Annotated in this window: 16 protein-coding genes and 1 pseudogene; 5 read left to right on the top strand and 12 right to left on the bottom strand. The window is 38.8% G+C overall.

Annotated features, from left to right (window positions below; translation table 11 throughout):
• Window positions 1-46: 46 nt before the first annotated feature.
• From AC6H44_RS03645 to AC6H44_RS03625, 5 genes are all read left to right on the top strand, one after another.
• Window positions 47-523, top strand: a complete 477-nt coding sequence (locus AC6H44_RS03645) for a GNAT family N-acetyltransferase (RefSeq protein ID WP_500737563.1) — start codon at window positions 47-49, stop codon at window positions 521-523.
• The gene (pseG, locus tag AC6H44_RS03640) at window positions 513-1625 is read left to right on the top strand and encodes a UDP-2,4-diacetamido-2,4,6-trideoxy-beta-L-altropyranose hydrolase (RefSeq protein ID WP_500737561.1); all 1113 of its coding nucleotides are present in this window, start codon (window positions 513-515) and stop codon (window positions 1623-1625) included. Before AC6H44_RS03645 ends, pseG begins: the two co-directional genes overlap by 11 nt.
• 74 nt (window positions 1626-1699) lie before the next feature.
• Window positions 1700-2377 carry a formyl transferase gene (locus AC6H44_RS03635; RefSeq protein WP_500737560.1) on the top strand — a complete coding sequence of 226 codons (678 nt, stop codon included), beginning with the start codon at window positions 1700-1702 and terminating at the stop codon, window positions 2375-2377.
• Between the two features lie 2 nt (window positions 2378-2379).
• Complete coding sequence (pseI, locus tag AC6H44_RS03630; protein ID WP_500737559.1) at window positions 2380-3435, top strand: pseudaminic acid synthase; 1056 nt, start codon at window positions 2380-2382, stop codon at window positions 3433-3435.
• Entirely contained in the window at window positions 3428-4021 is a 594-nt protein-coding gene (locus AC6H44_RS03625) for a GNAT family N-acetyltransferase (protein ID WP_500737558.1), read from the top strand. Before pseI ends, AC6H44_RS03625 begins: the two co-directional genes overlap by 8 nt.
• On the opposite strand, the gene AC6H44_RS03620 is transcribed toward AC6H44_RS03625, so the two are convergent.
• From AC6H44_RS03620 to flgG, 12 genes and pseudogenes are all read right to left on the bottom strand, one after another.
• Window positions 4018-6033 carry a motility associated factor glycosyltransferase family protein gene (locus AC6H44_RS03620; RefSeq protein ID WP_500737557.1) on the bottom strand — a complete coding sequence of 672 codons (2016 nt, stop codon included), beginning with the start codon at window positions 6031-6033 and terminating at the stop codon, window positions 4018-4020. The two genes, AC6H44_RS03625 and AC6H44_RS03620, sit on opposite strands and share 4 nt — an antisense overlap.
• A 12-nt stretch (window positions 6034-6045) precedes the next feature.
• Entirely contained in the window at window positions 6046-7467 is a 1422-nt protein-coding gene (gene fliD / locus AC6H44_RS03615) for a flagellar filament capping protein FliD (protein ID WP_500737555.1), read from the bottom strand.
• A 29-nt stretch (window positions 7468-7496) separates the two neighbouring features.
• Window positions 7497-7883 (bottom strand): flagellar protein FlaG, encoded by a 387-nt coding sequence (locus tag AC6H44_RS03610; RefSeq protein ID WP_500737554.1) that lies wholly within the window; start codon window positions 7881-7883, stop codon window positions 7497-7499.
• A 99-nt stretch (window positions 7884-7982) separates the two neighbouring features.
• Window positions 7983-9425, bottom strand: coding sequence for a flagellin (locus AC6H44_RS03605; RefSeq protein ID WP_500737552.1), 1443 nt, complete (start codon window positions 9423-9425; stop codon window positions 7983-7985).
• Between the two features lie 321 nt (window positions 9426-9746).
• Window positions 9747-10346, bottom strand: a complete 600-nt coding sequence (locus AC6H44_RS03600; RefSeq protein WP_500738371.1) for a flagellin — start codon at window positions 10344-10346, stop codon at window positions 9747-9749.
• A 438-nt stretch (window positions 10347-10784) separates the two neighbouring features.
• Window positions 10785-11195: pseudogene (locus AC6H44_RS03595) on the bottom strand (flagellin N-terminal helical domain-containing protein); the annotation flags it as partial.
• 269 nt (window positions 11196-11464) lie between these two features.
• Entirely contained in the window at window positions 11465-12724 is a 1260-nt protein-coding gene (gene flgL, locus AC6H44_RS03590) for a flagellar hook-associated protein FlgL (protein ID WP_500737551.1), read from the bottom strand.
• 2 nt (window positions 12725-12726) lie between these two features.
• Window positions 12727-14736, bottom strand: coding sequence for a flagellar hook-associated protein FlgK (gene flgK / locus AC6H44_RS03585; protein WP_500737549.1), 2010 nt, complete (start codon window positions 14734-14736; stop codon window positions 12727-12729).
• 1 nt (window position 14737) lies between these two features.
• Entirely contained in the window at window positions 14738-15733 is a 996-nt protein-coding gene (gene flgJ, locus AC6H44_RS03580; protein WP_500737548.1) for a flagellar assembly peptidoglycan hydrolase FlgJ, read from the bottom strand.
• 241 nt (window positions 15734-15974) lie between these two features.
• Window positions 15975-17069, bottom strand: a complete 1095-nt coding sequence (locus tag AC6H44_RS03575; RefSeq protein WP_500737547.1) for a flagellar basal body P-ring protein FlgI — start codon at window positions 17067-17069, stop codon at window positions 15975-15977.
• Window positions 17070-17081: 12 nt separating this feature from the next.
• On the bottom strand, window positions 17082-17765 hold the full coding sequence (gene flgH, locus AC6H44_RS03570; RefSeq protein ID WP_500737545.1) for a flagellar basal body L-ring protein FlgH: 684 nt from the start codon (window positions 17763-17765) through the stop codon (window positions 17082-17084).
• A gap of 14 nt (window positions 17766-17779) precedes the next feature.
• Window positions 17780-18568, bottom strand: coding sequence for a flagellar basal-body rod protein FlgG (gene flgG, locus AC6H44_RS03565; RefSeq protein ID WP_500737544.1), 789 nt, complete (start codon window positions 18566-18568; stop codon window positions 17780-17782).
• Window positions 18569-18580: the final 12 nt, after the last annotated feature.

Here is an 18580-nt window from a genome sequence, read left to right as displayed (position 1 = left end):
CAATATTAAATCACAGTTTTAATAGGTACTTAGGATAGAAAATAAAATGATAACATTAAGGGAAGCCGAGCAAAGTGATTGTACTACTTTATACAAGTGGGTTAATGATCCCGTTATTCGCAGCTGCGCATTAAAAGACGAGACGATTTCCTTACAGAATCACTTAATTTGGTTTAAAAAACAACTAGCATCCCTTAATAGTAAAATTTATGTTGCGACTATCGACAACAAACCCATCGGACAAGTCAGATTTAACAAAACAGCCCCAAATACTTATGAAATAGACACGCATTTATCGCCCCTTAGTAGAGGCAATGGTTACGGTAAAGAAGTTTTAACACAAGCACTTAATCTGATAGATAAAAGTATAAAGAGTACATTTATTGCAACTATTTTAATTGAGAATAAAGCATCTATTAAATTATTCGAAGCCTGTAATTTTAAGCGTGAAAAGGAAACAACAATAGAAAATAAAAAATGTTTTATTTACATCCGTAAAGAGGTTTTAGAAGGTGAGTATTAACGTAGACAAAGGTAATTTCAAAAATCCCAAACAATTATTAAACATTGCTTTTCGAGTTGATGCTTCTTCAAATATTGGTTCGGGCCATGTGATGCGTTGCCTTACATTAGCAACAGCAATTAGCAAAGCTGCCAATGTTAATATTACTTTTTTCTGTCGCGATACCACCGGCAATTGCAATGAAAATATAATCCAATCAGGGTTTGAGCTTGTAAAAATGGCTCCTCCAAAAAGTACAATCGATTTAGAAAGTTACAGCTCATGGCTTGGTGCTAGCCTCGATGACGACAGTGAAGAATTTTTACAATTAACAGCCGGGATTAATTACGATTTAATCGTAATTGATCATTATGCTATTGATATCCATTGGCATAATAAAGTAAAAAACATAACCAAGAAAATTATGGTCATTGATGACCTTGCGAATCGAAAACACAACTGTGACTTATTATTAGATCAAACCTACCAATGTCCGACAGTTAAATACACACACTTGGTAAATAGCCATACTCAACTATTACTTGGCTCACACTTTGCTTTATTAAGGCCTGAGTTTTTAGAATTTCAAAAAGTCTCAACTGAAAAAAAAGAGCGCACCTTACTCATAATGTTTGGAGGGACTGATCCAGACAACTTGACTCTACAAGTTTTGATGATAATAGTTAAAATAAATTACTTTGAAAAAATAAATGTAATCCTAAATAAAACAGCAAAAAACGTAAAGTCAGTGTTTGATTTTGCCCAACTCCATGAGAAAGTCTCTTTATATATATCGCCAAACAACGTTGCAGAGATAATGTCAACAGCCACATTAGCGATTGGTGCAGCAGGAACAACGTCATGGGAAAGATGTGCTTTAGGCCTTCCTGCTGTTGTTATCGTACAGGCAAACAATCAGCAAGAGATAGCTAATGCGCTTCAATTAGCTGAAGTGATCCGCTTTATTTCAATTGCAGAGATTGAATGCAAGTTAATTAAAGAAGTTGAATTTTGGCAAAACAAACTAAAATTAGATAAAGACGTTTATAAAAATTGCATTAATATTTGTGATGGCAAAGGCAGTATAAGAGTCGCTAACGAAGTGCTAAAAATCATAACATAGCAATTTACTTGAAGCTGAATAATTATTAATTTGATTATAGAGATCACGTCTCTAAAACCGATAAGCGATTAAACATGAACAATTACGTTGTAGCTACAATTAAAGACTGGAATATTGCTCAATATAATAAACGCACGCCAGCTTACAATGGGAACTGGCATTTAATTACTGACAAAAAAGAGCTCACTTATAGTCACTTAAAACACCTAAACCCTAAGTGTATATTTTTTCCTCATTGGAGCTGGATTGTCCCAAAAGAAATAATTAACAACTTTAATTGCGTATGCTTTCATATGACTGATTTGCCTTATGGGCGGGGCGGAAGCCCAATGCAGAATTTAATTTCTCTTGGCCATACCACCACAAAGTTAAGTGCCCTAAAAATGGAAGAAAGTATAGATACAGGACCTATTTACCTAAAAAGGCCGCTATCTTTGGAGGGCACCGCGCAACAAATATTTTTACGCTGTTCAACCTTAACTTTTGATATGATTGAGTTTATTGTTAACGAAACCCCTCAAGTAACACCTCAAGAAGGCCCTGTAACAGCATTTTCAAGACGCAATCCAAGCCAAAGTGCTATTGATACGAACTTAGAGCTGGATGATATCTTTGATCATATTCGCATGTTAGATGCTGATAGTTACCCAAAAGCATATATAAAACATGGAAAGTATAAGCTTGAGTTTACTAATGCCAAAAAAGGCAATGGCACTTTAACTGCTAATATAAAATTAACTTTATTTGAGTAACAATGAAAAATAAATTTGTAGAAATTGATGGACGAAGAATAGGGTTAGATTATGAACCTTACATCGTTGCTGAGCTTTCAGCTAACCATAACGGCGATCTTAAAGAAGCGCTAAAAACAATCGAAGAAGCGGCTAAATGTGGAGCCGATGCAATAAAAATTCAATCATATACACCCGATACAATGACTATCGACTGCCATAAAGACGAATTTCAAATTAAAGGCGGGTTATGGGATGGATATAACTTATATGAATTGTATAAATGGGCCCATACTCCTTTTGAATGGCACAGTGCGCTGTTTGAAAAAGCCAAAGAAGTTGGTATTACTTTATTTTCAACACCATTTGATGAAACAGCAGTTGAGTTACTAGAACAATTAAATACCCCAGCTTATAAAGTCGCTTCTTTCGAATTAACCGATCTACCTCTCATTAAGCGGATTGCAGAAACAGGTAAACCTATCATAATGTCTACAGGTATGGCCAACGTCAAAGAGATAGAGGAAGCCATTAGCGCAGCTAGAGATAATGGCTGTGACGAACTTATAGTACTACATTGCATAAGCGCTTATCCAGCCCCATATGAGCAAGCTAACTTAGCGACAATCGCGGATATTGCAACACGCTTTAACGTTATTACAGGCTTATCTGATCATACCTTAGGCACAACGGCAGCAATTGCCTCAGTGGCTTTAGGAGCATGCTTTATTGAAAAGCATTTTATTTTAGATAGATCTAAAAAAGGGCCTGATTCAGAATTTTCAATTGAGCCTGAGCAGCTTAAATCAATTGTTTGTCAAAGCAAAGAAGTGTACAAATCGATAGGTAATCCAGGATATGAAGTAAAATCAGCTGAAAGCGAAAATCTAAAATTCAGACGCTCTATTTATTTTATTGAAGACGTACCAGCAGGTACAGTCATAACAAAAAAACACATAAAAAGAATACGCCCAGGCTTCGGTCTCTCCTGTAAGTATTACGATACGCTGATTGGTAAAAAAACTGCCGTTAATATAACAAGAGGAACAGCTACTAAATGGGGGCTAATTGATGAATAATCCAATTAAAATAACAAGTAATGAGGTGAAAGGTATTTTTTTACAAAGTATATCTTTAGACGATGCAAATGAAAATTATGTTGCTTGGCTTAATGACCCCTTAGTAAATCAATACTTAGAAACTCGTTTCAGTAAACAAAATCTTAACTCTGTTAAAAGCTATATCTCTGCTAATTTAGATAACCCACTTGAACAATTATTTACTATCAGAACGAGCAATAATGATAAGCACATTGGGAATATAAAAGTTGGAAATATAAATAAGACTCACAATATAGCTCAAGTGAGTCTGTTTATTGGTGAAAAAGAAAGCTGGGGAAAAGGCTATGCTTATCAATCTATTAGGCTAATAAGTCAATACGCTTTTGATATCTTATCACTTAGAAAACTAACGGCAGCAGCATATTTTAATAATATCGCAAGCACAAAAGCTTTCTTGAAAGCAGGTTACAAAATAGAATGTAGACTTAAAAATCATTATATTTTGAATGGGGAGGCTTGCGATCTAATTCAGGTTGCAATGTTTAAAAATGACATTGTTTTCCCCATTAAAGTGGTCAACATTTCAAATGAAGGCCAAAGTTAAACTTTGGCCGGTTTATTATAATTTTCAATAAACTCTAAATAAATCCCCTTAACGTGCTCATGAAACGCATTAATACATGCATTTATAAAGCCCGCGCGCTTTTCTAAGTCACTGTAATAGTAGCTACTCGTCATTATATACGCTTGAAAGTATCTAAAAGAGCCCTGAATTAACCAATAAACCACGATATCATCGGCACTACCATTACGTAGTGTCAGTAATATTTTATTTTGTAAGTTAAACGCATCGGCAAGCTGCTCACGTGTTTCAAAATATTGAGAGGTAATAGACAACTGCTGCTCAAGCACCTCTTTAGTTTTAGCTTTAATTAAATCCATCTTAGTGTTGATATTGCCTACTGATAATTGCTCCAAAGACGTGGCTTTATTGAGAAGCTTTGCTACTTCATTTTGCTTACTATTAATTGCCTTTATTTCACCTATCTGCTTAATATGTTTAGGCTCTGTGTATTTAATAAACACACCATTAGCAGTATTAAACACTTTAATGTTTAGGTGTTCTTGTAATAAGAGCTCTAGATTACCTTTTGATGAATCAAATATAGGTGTTGTGAATACCTCTTGTGTAAAGTTACCTTTAACAGCAAATGCACCTTCAATACCTTTTTCAACTGATTCTTTATGTTTAAAGTCCTTATCAAAATATATGCTGTGCCTAGAGTGGTGATGCTCTTTAGATACAAAGCCCAAGTCAGTACCAACTAAATATACTGTTTTAAAACCCAGCTCAATAGCCGTAGCAAGCGCGGTATTTGATACTGTAGGATTGCTATAATCAGGATAAGCAAATTGCTTTTTTGTATCCAAAGCACGAATAAAGCGCCCGCCCGCATCATTAACTTTTGATAACAAATGCGCGCTTTTAAAACGCTTTAAAATATTATCGTATACGGTATTAAGTGCAACAATATTAATTTCATCAAGTTTAATTGATATTTTAGAAGTACCATCAATCGATTCTATCCACTCTAACAGCCCAGCTGTACGTTCCATTTCAATGTGAATATCAGGCTTAATATTATTACTCAGTAACGCTCTTAAAGCGGTACCACAAGAAATGATAATAATATTATCTTGGTTCGTTTTTAAAAACTCAATAGCGGAGTCTAAAGATGGGCCATTAGCAACAATAAATACAGGGTGATCACCCAGCGAATTTTTAACTAGTTCAGGCTTTTTCAACACTGGAAATTTAGCTTTCAGATTAGCTAAGGTATGAGACACACCAATTATTTCATCTTCAAAAAATCCCCACCCGGCAGCCCAACGATGGCCAATGCCTTTAATTCGATCAATTGTTTTTTCAATCAACGGGCTATCATAATGTTTAAAAAACAATATTTGACTGATATTAAAGTGACCTTGATTAAATAAAAATCTAGAGATCTCGTTAATTACGCCATCTTCACCACCAGCAACGCGTATTGAAAACTGTCCGCCATTTGCCATACACTTTTCAAACAATGGCTTTAACTCTATACAATGTAATAGCGCATAAAAAGCATCTTTACTTGGCTCGAATAAAAATACATTAAGTACCTCTTTTTTATTGAGAAGCTCTTCAATTTGGTAACCTAAGCCTCCTCCTAAAAAGCAAACAAAATCAAGGCGTTTTTCCTCTGCTGGATTGTTTATTTTATTATTCGTTTCAGCAGTGCGTACATTGTAAATAGACTTTAAAAGTGCGGCATGTTCAAAAACAATTTCACTGTCAGGTTGGTGATTTAATTGATATTTAAAGTAAGGCGGGTCATTTAAAAATTCAACAACTTGTTTTTTTGCAAACTCTTTTGGTGCTTCTTGATAAACAAATTCATTATTATTAAAAAGGTTTACTTTATCAGTGTCATCAATTGCTACGCCAGTATCACTTGGCGTGTAATCTTTAAATACAGTGTATATAGCTGGCATTTGCTCTTGCAGTAGAGCTAAGTTTGTAAGCAATGTTGCTTGTAACATCATTTTTGTTAATTCTTGTTGATTAGCGTCCAAATTTTACTCCGCTTAACTTGATTTTTTAACTACCCCAGGCAAGTTTGCTAATTGTTGTTGCAAATAGCTGCCTGTTGAATTTAAATTAGCAACCAATAAATCCATGGCATTATATTGGCTATATAATCTTTTTTCATATTGCTCCATGCGACTATTAAAAGCATCAACTTCGTCTTGTAGCTTAACTAGCTGGGATTCACGCCCTTCAATACGTGAGCTTATAACGCCATCGGAGGCAGTGTAACCTTTAATGACCGTATCTAATTGAGCAACGAACCCCCCTTCTTCTTTCTCACCTACAAAAAACGTTTGGATGGCTTGTGGATCGCTTTCTACCGCTGCTTTTAATGCATCAGAATCTATGCTTAATTTACCTGAAAGCTCAGTTCTAATACCAAAATTCGCTAAAAAGTCTTTATTACCATTACCCGTGCTAAACTCTGAGGTTAATAGCGAGCGCACCTGATTCACGGAGCCCCTAAGTAATGAGTCACCAGCAAGCGGACCGACTCCTTTTTCGGCACTTGAGCGCCCAAGCTGTTCTGATAGTTCAATTAAAGCGTTAAATTTATCTACAAACGACTTTAACCCAACTGCAACATTATTATTATTTTCAGTTATGGTTGCTTTACTTAAATCATCATCTGCGCTGTGCATTTTTTTAGCATTAATAGTAACGCCTTCAATAACATCTTTAAACTCATTGGTGCTGCTAGTTGCCACAAGCGTGCCATCAATAGTAATGGAGGCATCGGCCGCGGCTGTAACTTCATTTAAGTTTTCAGCATAAGTTGTTGATGTTGTATCGTTATCATACGCTAAGCGCGATAAACCTGTCATATCTGTATTATTAGTATCAACGTCATCAGCCACAATTTTTATTGCGTTTTCAGAACCCGTCTCTTTGCTAGATAACACTAATCGCTGACCGGTATCGTCAGTAATAATAGTCGCATTAATGGAGTCGTTATCGGTTGAATCATTAATTGCATCACGGATATCGGCAAGGGTTGCAGTATCAGACACATTAATATCAAATGTGTTACTGCCTGACGTTAAAGATAATTTACCCTCTCCCACAGCTTCATCACTGGCTACAGCCGCTGATGTTAACTTATGGTTTTCAGCTAAACTATTAACTTTTATAGAATAGTTATTAGTTTGTGCATTTTTTTCAGAGCTTAACGTCACAAACTCATCACTACCACTGATAGTACGTTTTTGAAAGTTTTCAACATCCCCTAACGACTCTAGTGAGCCATTGAGCTCTTCTAAGGAGGCTTTTAATGTGCCTACTGCGGATATGTCGGTAGTATAGTTAGCTTGTTGTTTGGTAACACGTGCTTGATAAGGGGCTTTTTCAGCATTAACTAAAGCACTTACAATTTCGTTAACTTGTAACCCTGAACCTATACCTGTAAATGAAATAGCCATAACGCTTACCCTCTTAAATTGCTTTGTAACTAAACTTTAAAATCAACCAATACACCTGTAGCCTCAGCTAGTTTAGCGACAATACCAAGCACTTCTTCTGATGGGTATTGCTTAATTAAGTCACCGCTGTCTTTATCAATAACTTTAATAACATTACGGCCAGAGTCTTCATCAACCTTAAACTGTAAACTACGGTTCATTTCGCCCATAAACTCTTGCAATTGTTGTACCACTTTCTCGAGCTTATCGGGCGATAACTCAGTTTTAGATACAGCATTACTATTTTCAGCCTTAACAACTGGTAAGTTGTTATTTTTTTCAGCGTTTTGATTAGCTTGAGATGGGGCTTTATAACTTGAGGAAACCTCGCCTTTTTGCGCTGAGCTGATATTTAAATTTAAACTTTGCGTTTCCATAATTCGCTCCTACTATAAAGCGATAAAAGCTTTATACCTATACAAGAAAGGAAGGGTTGCCCCTTCCTTAGTAGTTAAAGTATAGAGCTTATTGTTAAATTAACCTAATAAGCTAAGTGCGGCCTGTGGTAACTGGTTAGACTGCGCTAATATGGTAGTACCCGCCTGCTGCATAATCTGATTTTTTGTCAGCTCTGCGGTTTCTGCCGCGTAATCGGTATCTTGAATACGGCTTCTAGACGCTGATACATTTTCAGATACGTTAGCAAGGTTGGCAATGGTAAAACCAAAGCGGTTTTGAACCGCACCTAAATCAGCTCGTTGAGCATCAATTTGCGCAAGCGCCGCATCAATAGTGTTAATTGCATCTTGCGCCCCTTTAGAAGTAGCACCTGAAATATCAATTGATTCAACTGAAGTAAGTGCACTTCCACCACCTGTAGACGCAATTGCTGCAGCACCTGTGCCAAAGATCTCATTAGCCGTTGTACCAGAAATACCAATCTTATCAGCTGAACTCAAATTAAGCTCTGATGATATACTTAGAGAACCATCCGTACTGGCGACTGCTTGACCGCCTATTTCAAAGCCACTTGTATCACCTACACCAGTAACATTTATACCATCGATGTTTGTTGCTTTAAAAGTAATAGTCTCAGTTGAATCATCATAAGTAGCGTCATAACCATCCGCTAGCATATCTTCGGCTAAACGATCCATACGACCACCATAATCACCTAAATCATACGAATCAACTGCTGTACCGCCTTTTGAAATTTCAATTGTTGAATTACTTCCTGTATCAATACCGCTAATGGTAGTTTCAAGTTTTGCTTCAGCTCTAACACCCGCACCAGATGAATTAATCGTATCTGCAATAGTGGCTGCACCCGTATTTGCACCAACAACAATGTCTGTTCCGTTAATGCTCAATGTATCTGTAGATGTAGCCATGTTTAGTGCCAATGAAAGTGTTTGAACATCACCTAGGGCTGAAACTGTTGAATTTGCAGGGCCTTTAATTTCATTCGCACCGATAGCATCAGCCGATACATCACGAAGGCTTACGTTAATAGTTTCATTAGCGTTTGAACCTACTTGAAACTGCTTAGTACCAAATGAGCCATCTAGTAAGCTAGTGCCACCAAATTTAGTGGTTTCTGCGATACGCGTTAATTCTTGTTGTAGTGCGCCTACTTCTTTTTGCAGTGCCGCACGTGCATCAGCATCGTTTGAACCATTTGCTGACTGCAGTGCTAAGTCACGCATACGTTGTAAGATATTTGATGACTCAGTCATCGCACCTTCAGCGGTTTGCGACATTGAGATGCCGTCGTTCGCGTTACGCTGCGCAACACCTAAACCGTTTATTTGTGAAGACAAACGGTTAGCGATTTGTAAGCCGGCCGCATCATCTTTTGCGCTGTTAATTCTCATACCTGACGATAAACGTTGCATTGATGTACCTAATGCTTCGCTCGATTTTGATAAGTTTCTTTGTGCATTGATTGATGCAACGTTAGTATTTACTGATAAAGCCATGTTATAACTCCTGATTACTTTCGTAATGCAACTAAGTGATTTTAACCAAGAGCCATCACAATAAATTCTGTTCAAGCTCCGTTCTAGTTAAGTTAACGGCATGAATGGAATTAACTTGAGGTTTATTTTAAAAAAATTAGTATTTTTGATTGTTTTTTTTTTAAGTATTTGCTTTGTATGAAATTAAATTTTAGGTGTTAGGTGTTAGATGTTAGATAGAGATTACAGAGCATCGCATTTAATACAAGCGCGGTGTTTAAAAAACAAAAGCGCACCTACATAGGTGCGCTAAATAAATTCTAATTTTATAAAAATAACGGCTTAACCACCTAACAAGCTTAATGCTGCTTGCGGTAACTGGTTTGCTTGCGACAAGATAGTGGTACCGGCTTGTTGCATTATTTGGTTTTTAGTCAGTGTCGCGGTTTCAAGCGCGTAATCGGTATCTTGAATACGGCTGCGCGATGCCGATACGTTTTCAGATACGTTGGCAAGGTTAGCAATGGTAAAGCCAAAACGGTTTTGCACCGCACCTAAGTCGGCCCGCTGCGCATCAATTTGCGCCAGTGCAGCATCAATCGCTTTAATTGCATCTTGCGCACCTGCCGAAGTAGCACCTGAAATATCAACATCTTCAATGCTTGTTAGTGAACTAGTACCACCTGACGATTGTATCGCAGCCGCGCCTGTACCAAACAACTCATTCGCCGTTGTTCCTGAAATACCTATTTTATTCGCTGATGACAGGTTTAACTCTGCAGAGACACTAAATGAGTTTGCGGTAGAGGTTACTGCACTACCACCCACAGTAAAACCGCTAGTATCTGTACCGGTAATATCAATTCCATCAATATTTGTTGCCTTAAAAGAAATTTCAGAAGTTGCAGGGTCATAGATGGCATCATAACCAGCTTGTTGCATGTCATTTGTTAGGCGCTCCATTTCACCACCATAATTACCTAAATCAAATGACTTTTCAACAGCACCATTTTTCTTAATTTCAATAACACCTTTACTTTCTGAAGTGATTCCCGCAAAAGTAGTATCAATTTTCGCCTCTGCAACCACACCTGCGCCAGACCTGTTGATTGTATCGGCGATTACAGCTGCACCAGAACCACCAGCAATAACAATATCTGTACCATTAATATTAACCGTATCCGCACTTGTGCCATGGTTAGTTGCTAAATTCACAGTTTGCACATCACCAAGTCGCGTGTTTGCATCTGCAGCATTGGCTGGGCCTTTAATTTCATGCGCACCAATTGAGTCAGCCGCCACATTACGTAAACTTACGTTAATGGTTTCATTTGCATTAGCGCCTACTTGAAATTGTTTAGTACCAAATGTGCCATCTAGCAAGCTGGTACCACCAAATTTGGTGGTGTCTGCAATTCGCGTAAGCTCTTGTTGCAAGGCTGCAACCTCTTTTTGCAAAGATGCACGGTCAACTGCACTGTTTGAACCATTGGCTGATTGCAGTGATAAGTCACGCATACGTTGCAGAATGTTTGCAGATTCTTGCATTGCACCTTCAGCGGTTTGCGCCATGGAAATACCATCGTTGGCATTACGCTGGGCAACTGTTAGGCCATTTACTTGAGAGGTTAGTCGGTTGGCAATTTGTAAACCTGCAGCATCATCTTTGGCGCTGTTAATACGCAAACCAGATGATAATCGCTGCATTGAGGTTTCAAGTGCCATGCTAGATTTAGATAGATTGCGTTGCCCATTTAATGATGCAACATTTGTATTTACGCTTAAAGCCATTTTACCATCTCCTAGTTTCAATCAGAATGTGGTTCAAAGTAACTAAGCAAAGACCACACGTTCTATGGCTAGGTAAATGCATTACTTGTGCCAACTGGTAAAAAAAAATTAAACCGATGTTTTATAACAACTAAATTACATTTAATGAGGGTTTTAATAAGCGGTGAGCTATTTTTTGACAGAGGATAAAAAGTGGGTGACAGTTTTTTGCCGCTTTGTTTTGGCAAGTTATTACCTATTTCGTAATAACTTGCTAAAGCAACGCTAATTTATAAGTAATCAAATAATGAAAGCTTAGCCAAGCGCCCAAAGGTAGCCTGTGAGGCTTGCAAACCAGACTCTTGTTTAATCAGTTCGCTGGCGGCTTTTGCAGGGTCAATTTCTATTAAACTCGAGCGATTACCTTGATTGTTTATATCCAAGGCACTGTTAGAATCAAACACGCGTTCAACAACATTCATGCGTCCACCTAAACTTGCTTGAATAAATACAATTTTTTCACTGGCATTCTTAAGCTGAATAAGGCCATCGGATAACACCTGGTTTAATTGTTTTTCATCAAGCAAATCATTATTTAAACCCGTAATTAAATCTTCCAAGGTGTTAAGTACATTTTCTTTACTTGGTTTTTCAAGTGTAAAATCAAGTTGCCCTGGCGCAGTGCCTTGAACTTGAATTTCCATACCGGCAAATTGAATAGGCTCATCTGTTACCTCTCCGGTAACCGGGGGAACTAGAGGAGTGCCATCACGTAATATTTCATATTGGTCGGGTGATGAGGGAGTGGCTCCTGGGATCACATTAATATTATAAGTATTGATCGTAGGTGAAATTAAGGGATCCGGATCTGCGTTATAATTCTCTTTGTGAAATTTATTAAACTCACCCTGATTTTCAACATACACAGTCCCGCCAGTAATACCACCGGTTGCCACACCCGCATTTGAAACAACATCAAGTCGAGCATCTACGCGTTCAAATACATCAAACCCGTTATCGCTAGATTTAATTTCAACGCCTTTAGCTATGGTAACTTCGTGCTGCCCTTGATCGCCTTGATACTCGTATTTACCATTAGTGCTATTAAATGAATAAGTTTGCATATCATCTTGATAGCCAGAAAATATATATTTACCATCTTCAGATTGGCTATTCATTAAGTTTAATAATGATTTTTGCAGCTCTTTTAACTCACCTGCAATTGAGGCTAAATCATCTTTACTGAGTGAGCCATTACCAGCCCGAATTGTTTTCATTTGGGCGTCTAATATGGTGTCGTTCATTCCTTTAAGTACACTTTCTTGCGTTGCTAAGCGGCCATTCAATTGCTTGATATTTTTAGTCAGTTGTTCGTTTATTTCTATTTTGTTGGTATACAGCATCCCTTGCGATACAGAAGCAGGGCTTTCTGACGCAGTTAAATATTTTTTACCTGTATTAACACGCTCTAACGCACCAGCAACCCCTTGCTGATTTTCTAGCATTTTATTAATACTGCTTTGATACATTAAGTTATTTGATAAACGCATAATTACCTCGCTGCACTAATTAAAGTGTCAAAAATAGCGCGCGCTGCAGACAATACCTGTGCAGATGCGGCATACGATTGCTGAAAACGCAGCAAGTTAGCCGCCTCTTCATCTAAATTCACCCCTGATAACGATTCATACCAAGCTTCTGATTGTTGCGCTAATGCATCAAATGCAGCCCCATTGGTTTTTGCCTGACCTGTCACCGCGCCAATATCGGTAACAAGCCCTGCATAGGATTGATTAAATGTTTTATGGTTATTGGCTGAGGTGCCAGCTACAACATTTTGACGGACAAGTTCATCATTTTGTAAATTGGCCAATTTTTGCCCATTGCGGTTATCATCAAAACCGCCCTCATTAAATTCTAGTTTGAAGGTATCGCCGGTTGCTGGTACACCTGCAATATTAAAATCAAAGCCGTAGCCATCGTAAGGGGCGCCTGCTTGGGCTAAAATATTATTAGCAGGAGGAGTTACCGTAAATGTGGTTGTACCGCTGCCATCGGTAAGTTGATATTCGTTAGCATTGGCGGTTTTAACAATATTAATGGCCCCATTTGCAAGCCCTAAAGGAGCAGTGGTAAAGCTACCTGTGGTCACATCATTTACATCACCGGGTGAAATATTAGCTGTCCCCGTATTATCAAGGCCATTGGCTGTTCTTATCGGGGATGCTAATGCAATATCTTCGCCTCGACCTGTAGTGAGTGATATGTTGCCCGCAGCACCACTATTAAGCTTTACCTGAAATTGGTCGCCTGCATTACCTGCCCCCGTAACACTTATTTGTAAGCCAAATGATTCACCACTGGTGATTGCTGCCGAGTCAATAATGCCACTGGGTGGAATAATTGCCAAAGAAGGCGTACCTAGAGGCTCGCCTTTATTATCAATTGGCTGAATACTCACTTCGTCAGGGTTACCCGTGTAAGTGATCACAAAATCGCTCGCAGGTAATTCACTTCCCATACCCGCCTCAACGGTGGCCGTTATTGAAGCCGCACCAGTATTTGCTTGATAAGCATAACCATTGACAGAAGGAATAGTAAAAAGGTCTTTGCCTAACTCACCGTTAGCATCCATTCCCAGGCGATTTTGCTGATTAAATGAATCGGCAAGTGCAATCCCCATTTGGCCTATTTGATTTTGTGTTGGTATTAAAATGTCATCTCTAAACGCCAGTAAACCACCAATTTTACCTTTGAGTTTACTTGCGTCTATTTCTACTGGTATAGCTTGGCCACCGTCTATATCAAGGCGAAGTTCTTTAAAATTGGCATCAGGGTCGCCACTAATCGAAAATAAATTAAACGAGCCATTTTGCATAACAACGGCTTCACCTGTGCCCATAAACACTTGTTTTTCACCATTTGGGCCATCGAGTGTTTCAATATCTATCAACTTTGATAAGTCGCGAATTGCCTTATCTCGTTCGTTATAAGCAGAGCTGGCATCAGCTTCATTTTTAGTGCCATCAACACCCGAAATTTGCTGATTAAGTGTATTAATACTTTTTATGAGTGTATTAGCTTCTTCTGAAAAAATTTCTAATTGCTCATTAACCACGGCTTTTTGCTCAGAAACTATGCCTGCCAGTCTGTCCATTTGATCAATTAAATTTTGTGCATCGCTCATTACTAACGAGCGAGCCACTGATGATGAGGGCTGGTTTAGCGCTTCTTGTACATTGTTAAACATTGAGTTAATACTGGTTGATAAACTATTGGACTCTTCAGAAAAAAGTTTATCGACCCGGTTTGCTTCGCTAACAAATTGATCAAAAAAACTTTTATTTGAGGTATCTCGATTTAATTGCTTTTGTGCAAACTCATTTAATAACCGATATGTTTGGCCGCGTCCCACTTGGTTATCAATCATAGTAGTAAATTCAGTGCGCTCACGCACATACCCTTCGGTATTAACATTTGCGATGTTTTTACTTGTCGTTTGCAAAAGCTCAGAGTTTGCTCTGATCCCTGAACCCGCAATGTTTAATAAATTAAACGACATATTACTCTACTCCTTGGCGAATAACGCCTGAGACGATATTCTTTAATTCGTTACTATTAAGCACTCTTTTTATTTTTTCAGCATAATTTGGATCGGTCGCATAACCTGCTTGCTGTAAAGAGTCTAAAAATTTATCTGGCTTTGCGGTGTTGTTTAGTGCTTCTTGATAGCGTGGGTTTTGCGATAAAAAATCGACAAAGTCATTTACACTGTCTTTAATCGAATCATACGCTCTAAAGCTCGCTTGTTTTTTAATCGCAGCGCCTTGTTCAAACTCAAGTGTTAATTTACTGGCTTTTTCGCCATCCCAACGGTTATCGGCTTTAATATTAAATAAATTATTGGAGCTATTACCATCGCCTTTATTAATAATGTGTTTACCCCAACCGGTTTCTAGTGCCGCTTGGGCAACCATAACCGCTGGATTTAAACCAATTTTTTTAGCCGCCGTTTTTGCGTGCTCCCACACTGTACTTACAAACTGCTGCGCATTTTCAAACGCTGCAGGAGATGCGTTTTGCTCGGCTTGCTCAGTTGAAGCAGCTAACGACGCTTTTTTAGTGGCCTTTTGATATTCTTGATGAGGTAAAGCACTCCCCGCACGTTGATCACTAAAAAAATCGGAGGTGGTGCGCAACACAGAACTCGGCATAAAGTTTTTTCCATCAGGCGATAATTGCTGCACAATTAAATCGGCAAGCCCTAAAGAGCCATTTGATGAAAGCTCTGTGGCAAGCTGTTGATCGTGCATGTCTTCAAAAAACTTAACACTACTGGAATTAAACGGGCTTTCTTTATCTTCAAACGCTTCATTGGCTTTACGCATACTTTTAAGCAGCATTTGAGTAAAAATAGCTTCAAATTGTGCCGCCGCTTTTTTTAAAGCCGCTTTAGAAGCATCAGTTGATGCATCACCACTTTTTAGTGCATCCTGACGCAACGTATTAAGGTTGCTTAAATCAAAAAAGTTTTGTTTATCTAGATGATTTGTTTCCATCAGCTTTTTGACACAATAATTAATAATGTATAAAGCTTTGCAAAAATTGAGCCAAGCGAAGTGAAAGGTTCTAGGTTCTAGGTTCTAGGTTCTAGGCAGAAATTCAGCCAAGTACAGTGAAAGACGCGAGGTAAACTCGCTGCTACTTATTGTGTAGGGTTATATTGCTGTGGTAGCAGCGGCTTTATGCCGCGTCTTTTTTAGGTTAACTGTTAAAGACCCTAAATAGGGTCTTATAAAGCTAAATTACGACAAGCTGACCGTTTATGGCGCCGGCTTCTTTGAGTGCTTCTAAAATTGCCATTAAATCACCAGGAGCAGCGCCTACTTCGTTTATGGCTCGCACTAAATCGTCAAGGGTTACACCAGGGTTAAATACAAACGCTTTTGAATTTTCTCTGTCTACATCAATAATGGTTTGGTTGGTAACTACCGTTTCACCCTCTGCCAGCGCATTTGGCTGATCAACATTTTGTTGCTCGGCAATACTCACTGTTAAACTACCGTGCGTAATTGCGGCTGGTTGTAGCCGTACATTTTTGCCAATAACAATCGTGCCTGTACGCGAGTTCACGATAATTTTTGCTGAAGTATCGCCGGGGGTAAACTCTAAATTTTCAAGGGTTGATAAATAAGAAACGCGCTGCGAGGCGTCACGCGGTGCAATAACTCGAACCGATGCCGCATCAAGTGCTTGCGCGCTGTTAGGGCCAATTAAATCGTTAATGGTTTTTTCTAAGCGCTTGGCAGTGGTAAAGTCTGGGCGGTTTAAATTAAAGGTTATGTAATCATTTTGCATAAACGGGCTTTTTACTGCACGTTCAACAGTGGCGCCATTAGGTATACGCCCTACGGTTGGGGTATTAATAACCACGCGACTGCCATCAAGGCCTTCAGCCCCTAAGCCACCTACAATTAGACTGCCTTGGGCAATGGCGTAAACATTGCCATCAACCCCCTTTAAAAATGTTTGTAATAATGTCCCGCCACGTAAGCTGCCTGCGCTACCAATAGATGAAACGGTAATATCAATGGTTTGTCCTGGTTTTCTAAATGCGGGTAATTCTGCATTTACGGCAACCGCGGCAACATTCTTAATTTTTGGTTTTAAACTCGCAGGTAACGTAATGCCAAAACTATTTAGCATGCCTTTAAAGCTTTGCTCAGTAAAGCGACTTTGCTCACCGGTACCAGGTAAACCCACCACCAGGCCATAGCCAACTAACTGGTTCGAGCGTACCCCCTCAACCATAGACACATCTTTAATTCGCTCAGCACTGGCAGTAAACTGCCACCCCAGTAGCACAGTAAAACAAAAAACTTTAAAACCATTCATAGTGAATGTCCTCTAAAAGGGAAATAATGAGCTACTAAAGAAACGCGTTAACCACCCAGCACTTTGTGCTTCTTGGGTTTGACCTTTACCTGAATATTGAATGCGCGCATTAGCAATACGGTTTGACTGTACGGTATTATCGGCATTTACATCTTGTGGGCGCACTAATCCTTCTAAACGAATAAACTCTTCGCCCGTATTCAGCGTTAACCATTTTTCGCCACGAATAACTAAGTTACCATTGGGTAATACCCGCATCACATTCACCGAAATATCACCCACTAAACTATTGGATTGATTTGATTTTGCATCCCCTTTAAATGATGAATCGCTACTAATACCAAATTGTAAGCTGTTACCTTTAAAGTTTACCGGTAAACCACCTAAACCAATAACAGGGTCTAAACTGGCATCCGTTTCTTTGTCGGTTTCTGTTTTAGCCGCTTTTGTTGCTTGGGTCGACTCTTGCAATTTTACCGTGATAATATCGCCTGTACGTAGTGCTTTTTTATCTGCATATAAATCATTGGATGACAAGGTACTAAATAACGAACCCGTTGCCACTATGGGCTCCATATTAGGCTCAGGATACATAGGCGCATAATAAGGGTCGTCTTGGACTACTTCATTATTTTGTGTGGATACACAACCGCTTAACAACAAGCTCCCTACAACAAATAACATAATATTACGCATACAACCCCCACTTACTATAACTGTTGATTGATGTAACTCATCATTTCATCAACGGCTGAAATCACCTTTGAGTTCATCTCATAAACGCGTTGGGTTTCAATTAAATTAACCAATTCTTCGGTTACATTCACATTAGAGGTTTCAAGTGCTCCTTGAACTATCGAGCCTAATCCTTCAACCCCTGGATTACCTTGCACTGGCGCGCCACTTACCGCTGTTTCGGTATATAAATTTTGCCCTATCGGCTCAAGGCCTGACGGATTAATAAAGTCGCTTATTACAATTTGACCAATAACTACGTTTTCAGCTTGGCCTTGAACACGCACTGACACTTCACCGTCTTGAGAGACTGTAATTGACTTTGCATCATCAGGCACTATCATTTCAGGCTGAACCACAAAACCAGCCCCTGAGGTAACAACACGTCCGTCTCCATCGGTAGTAAACTGGCCGTTGCGTGAATAGGCAATATTGCCATCGGGTTGCAGTACCTCAAAAAAGCCAGGCCCTGAGATCATCCAATCCAAAGAATTTTCAGTAGTGAGCATATTACCTTGCGAAAAGTTTTTTTGATTCGCTACCACTTTTGTACCTGCACCAAGCATCAAGCCTGAAGGCATTTCAGTATCTTGCGATGAGCGCCCACCAGGCTGGTTAATATTCTGATAGAGCAAATCCTCAAAAACAGCGCGGCTTTTTTTGTAACCCACCGTACTGGCGTTGGCAAGGTTATTAGAAATAACCGATATATCAGTTTGTTGAGCGTCAAGCCCTGTTTTACTTATCCATAATGCTGGATTCATAATAGTACCCTC

The organism is Pseudoalteromonas sp. TAP-3C, from assembly GCF_059888565.1.
This window is presented reverse-complemented; position numbering and strand designations above follow the sequence as displayed.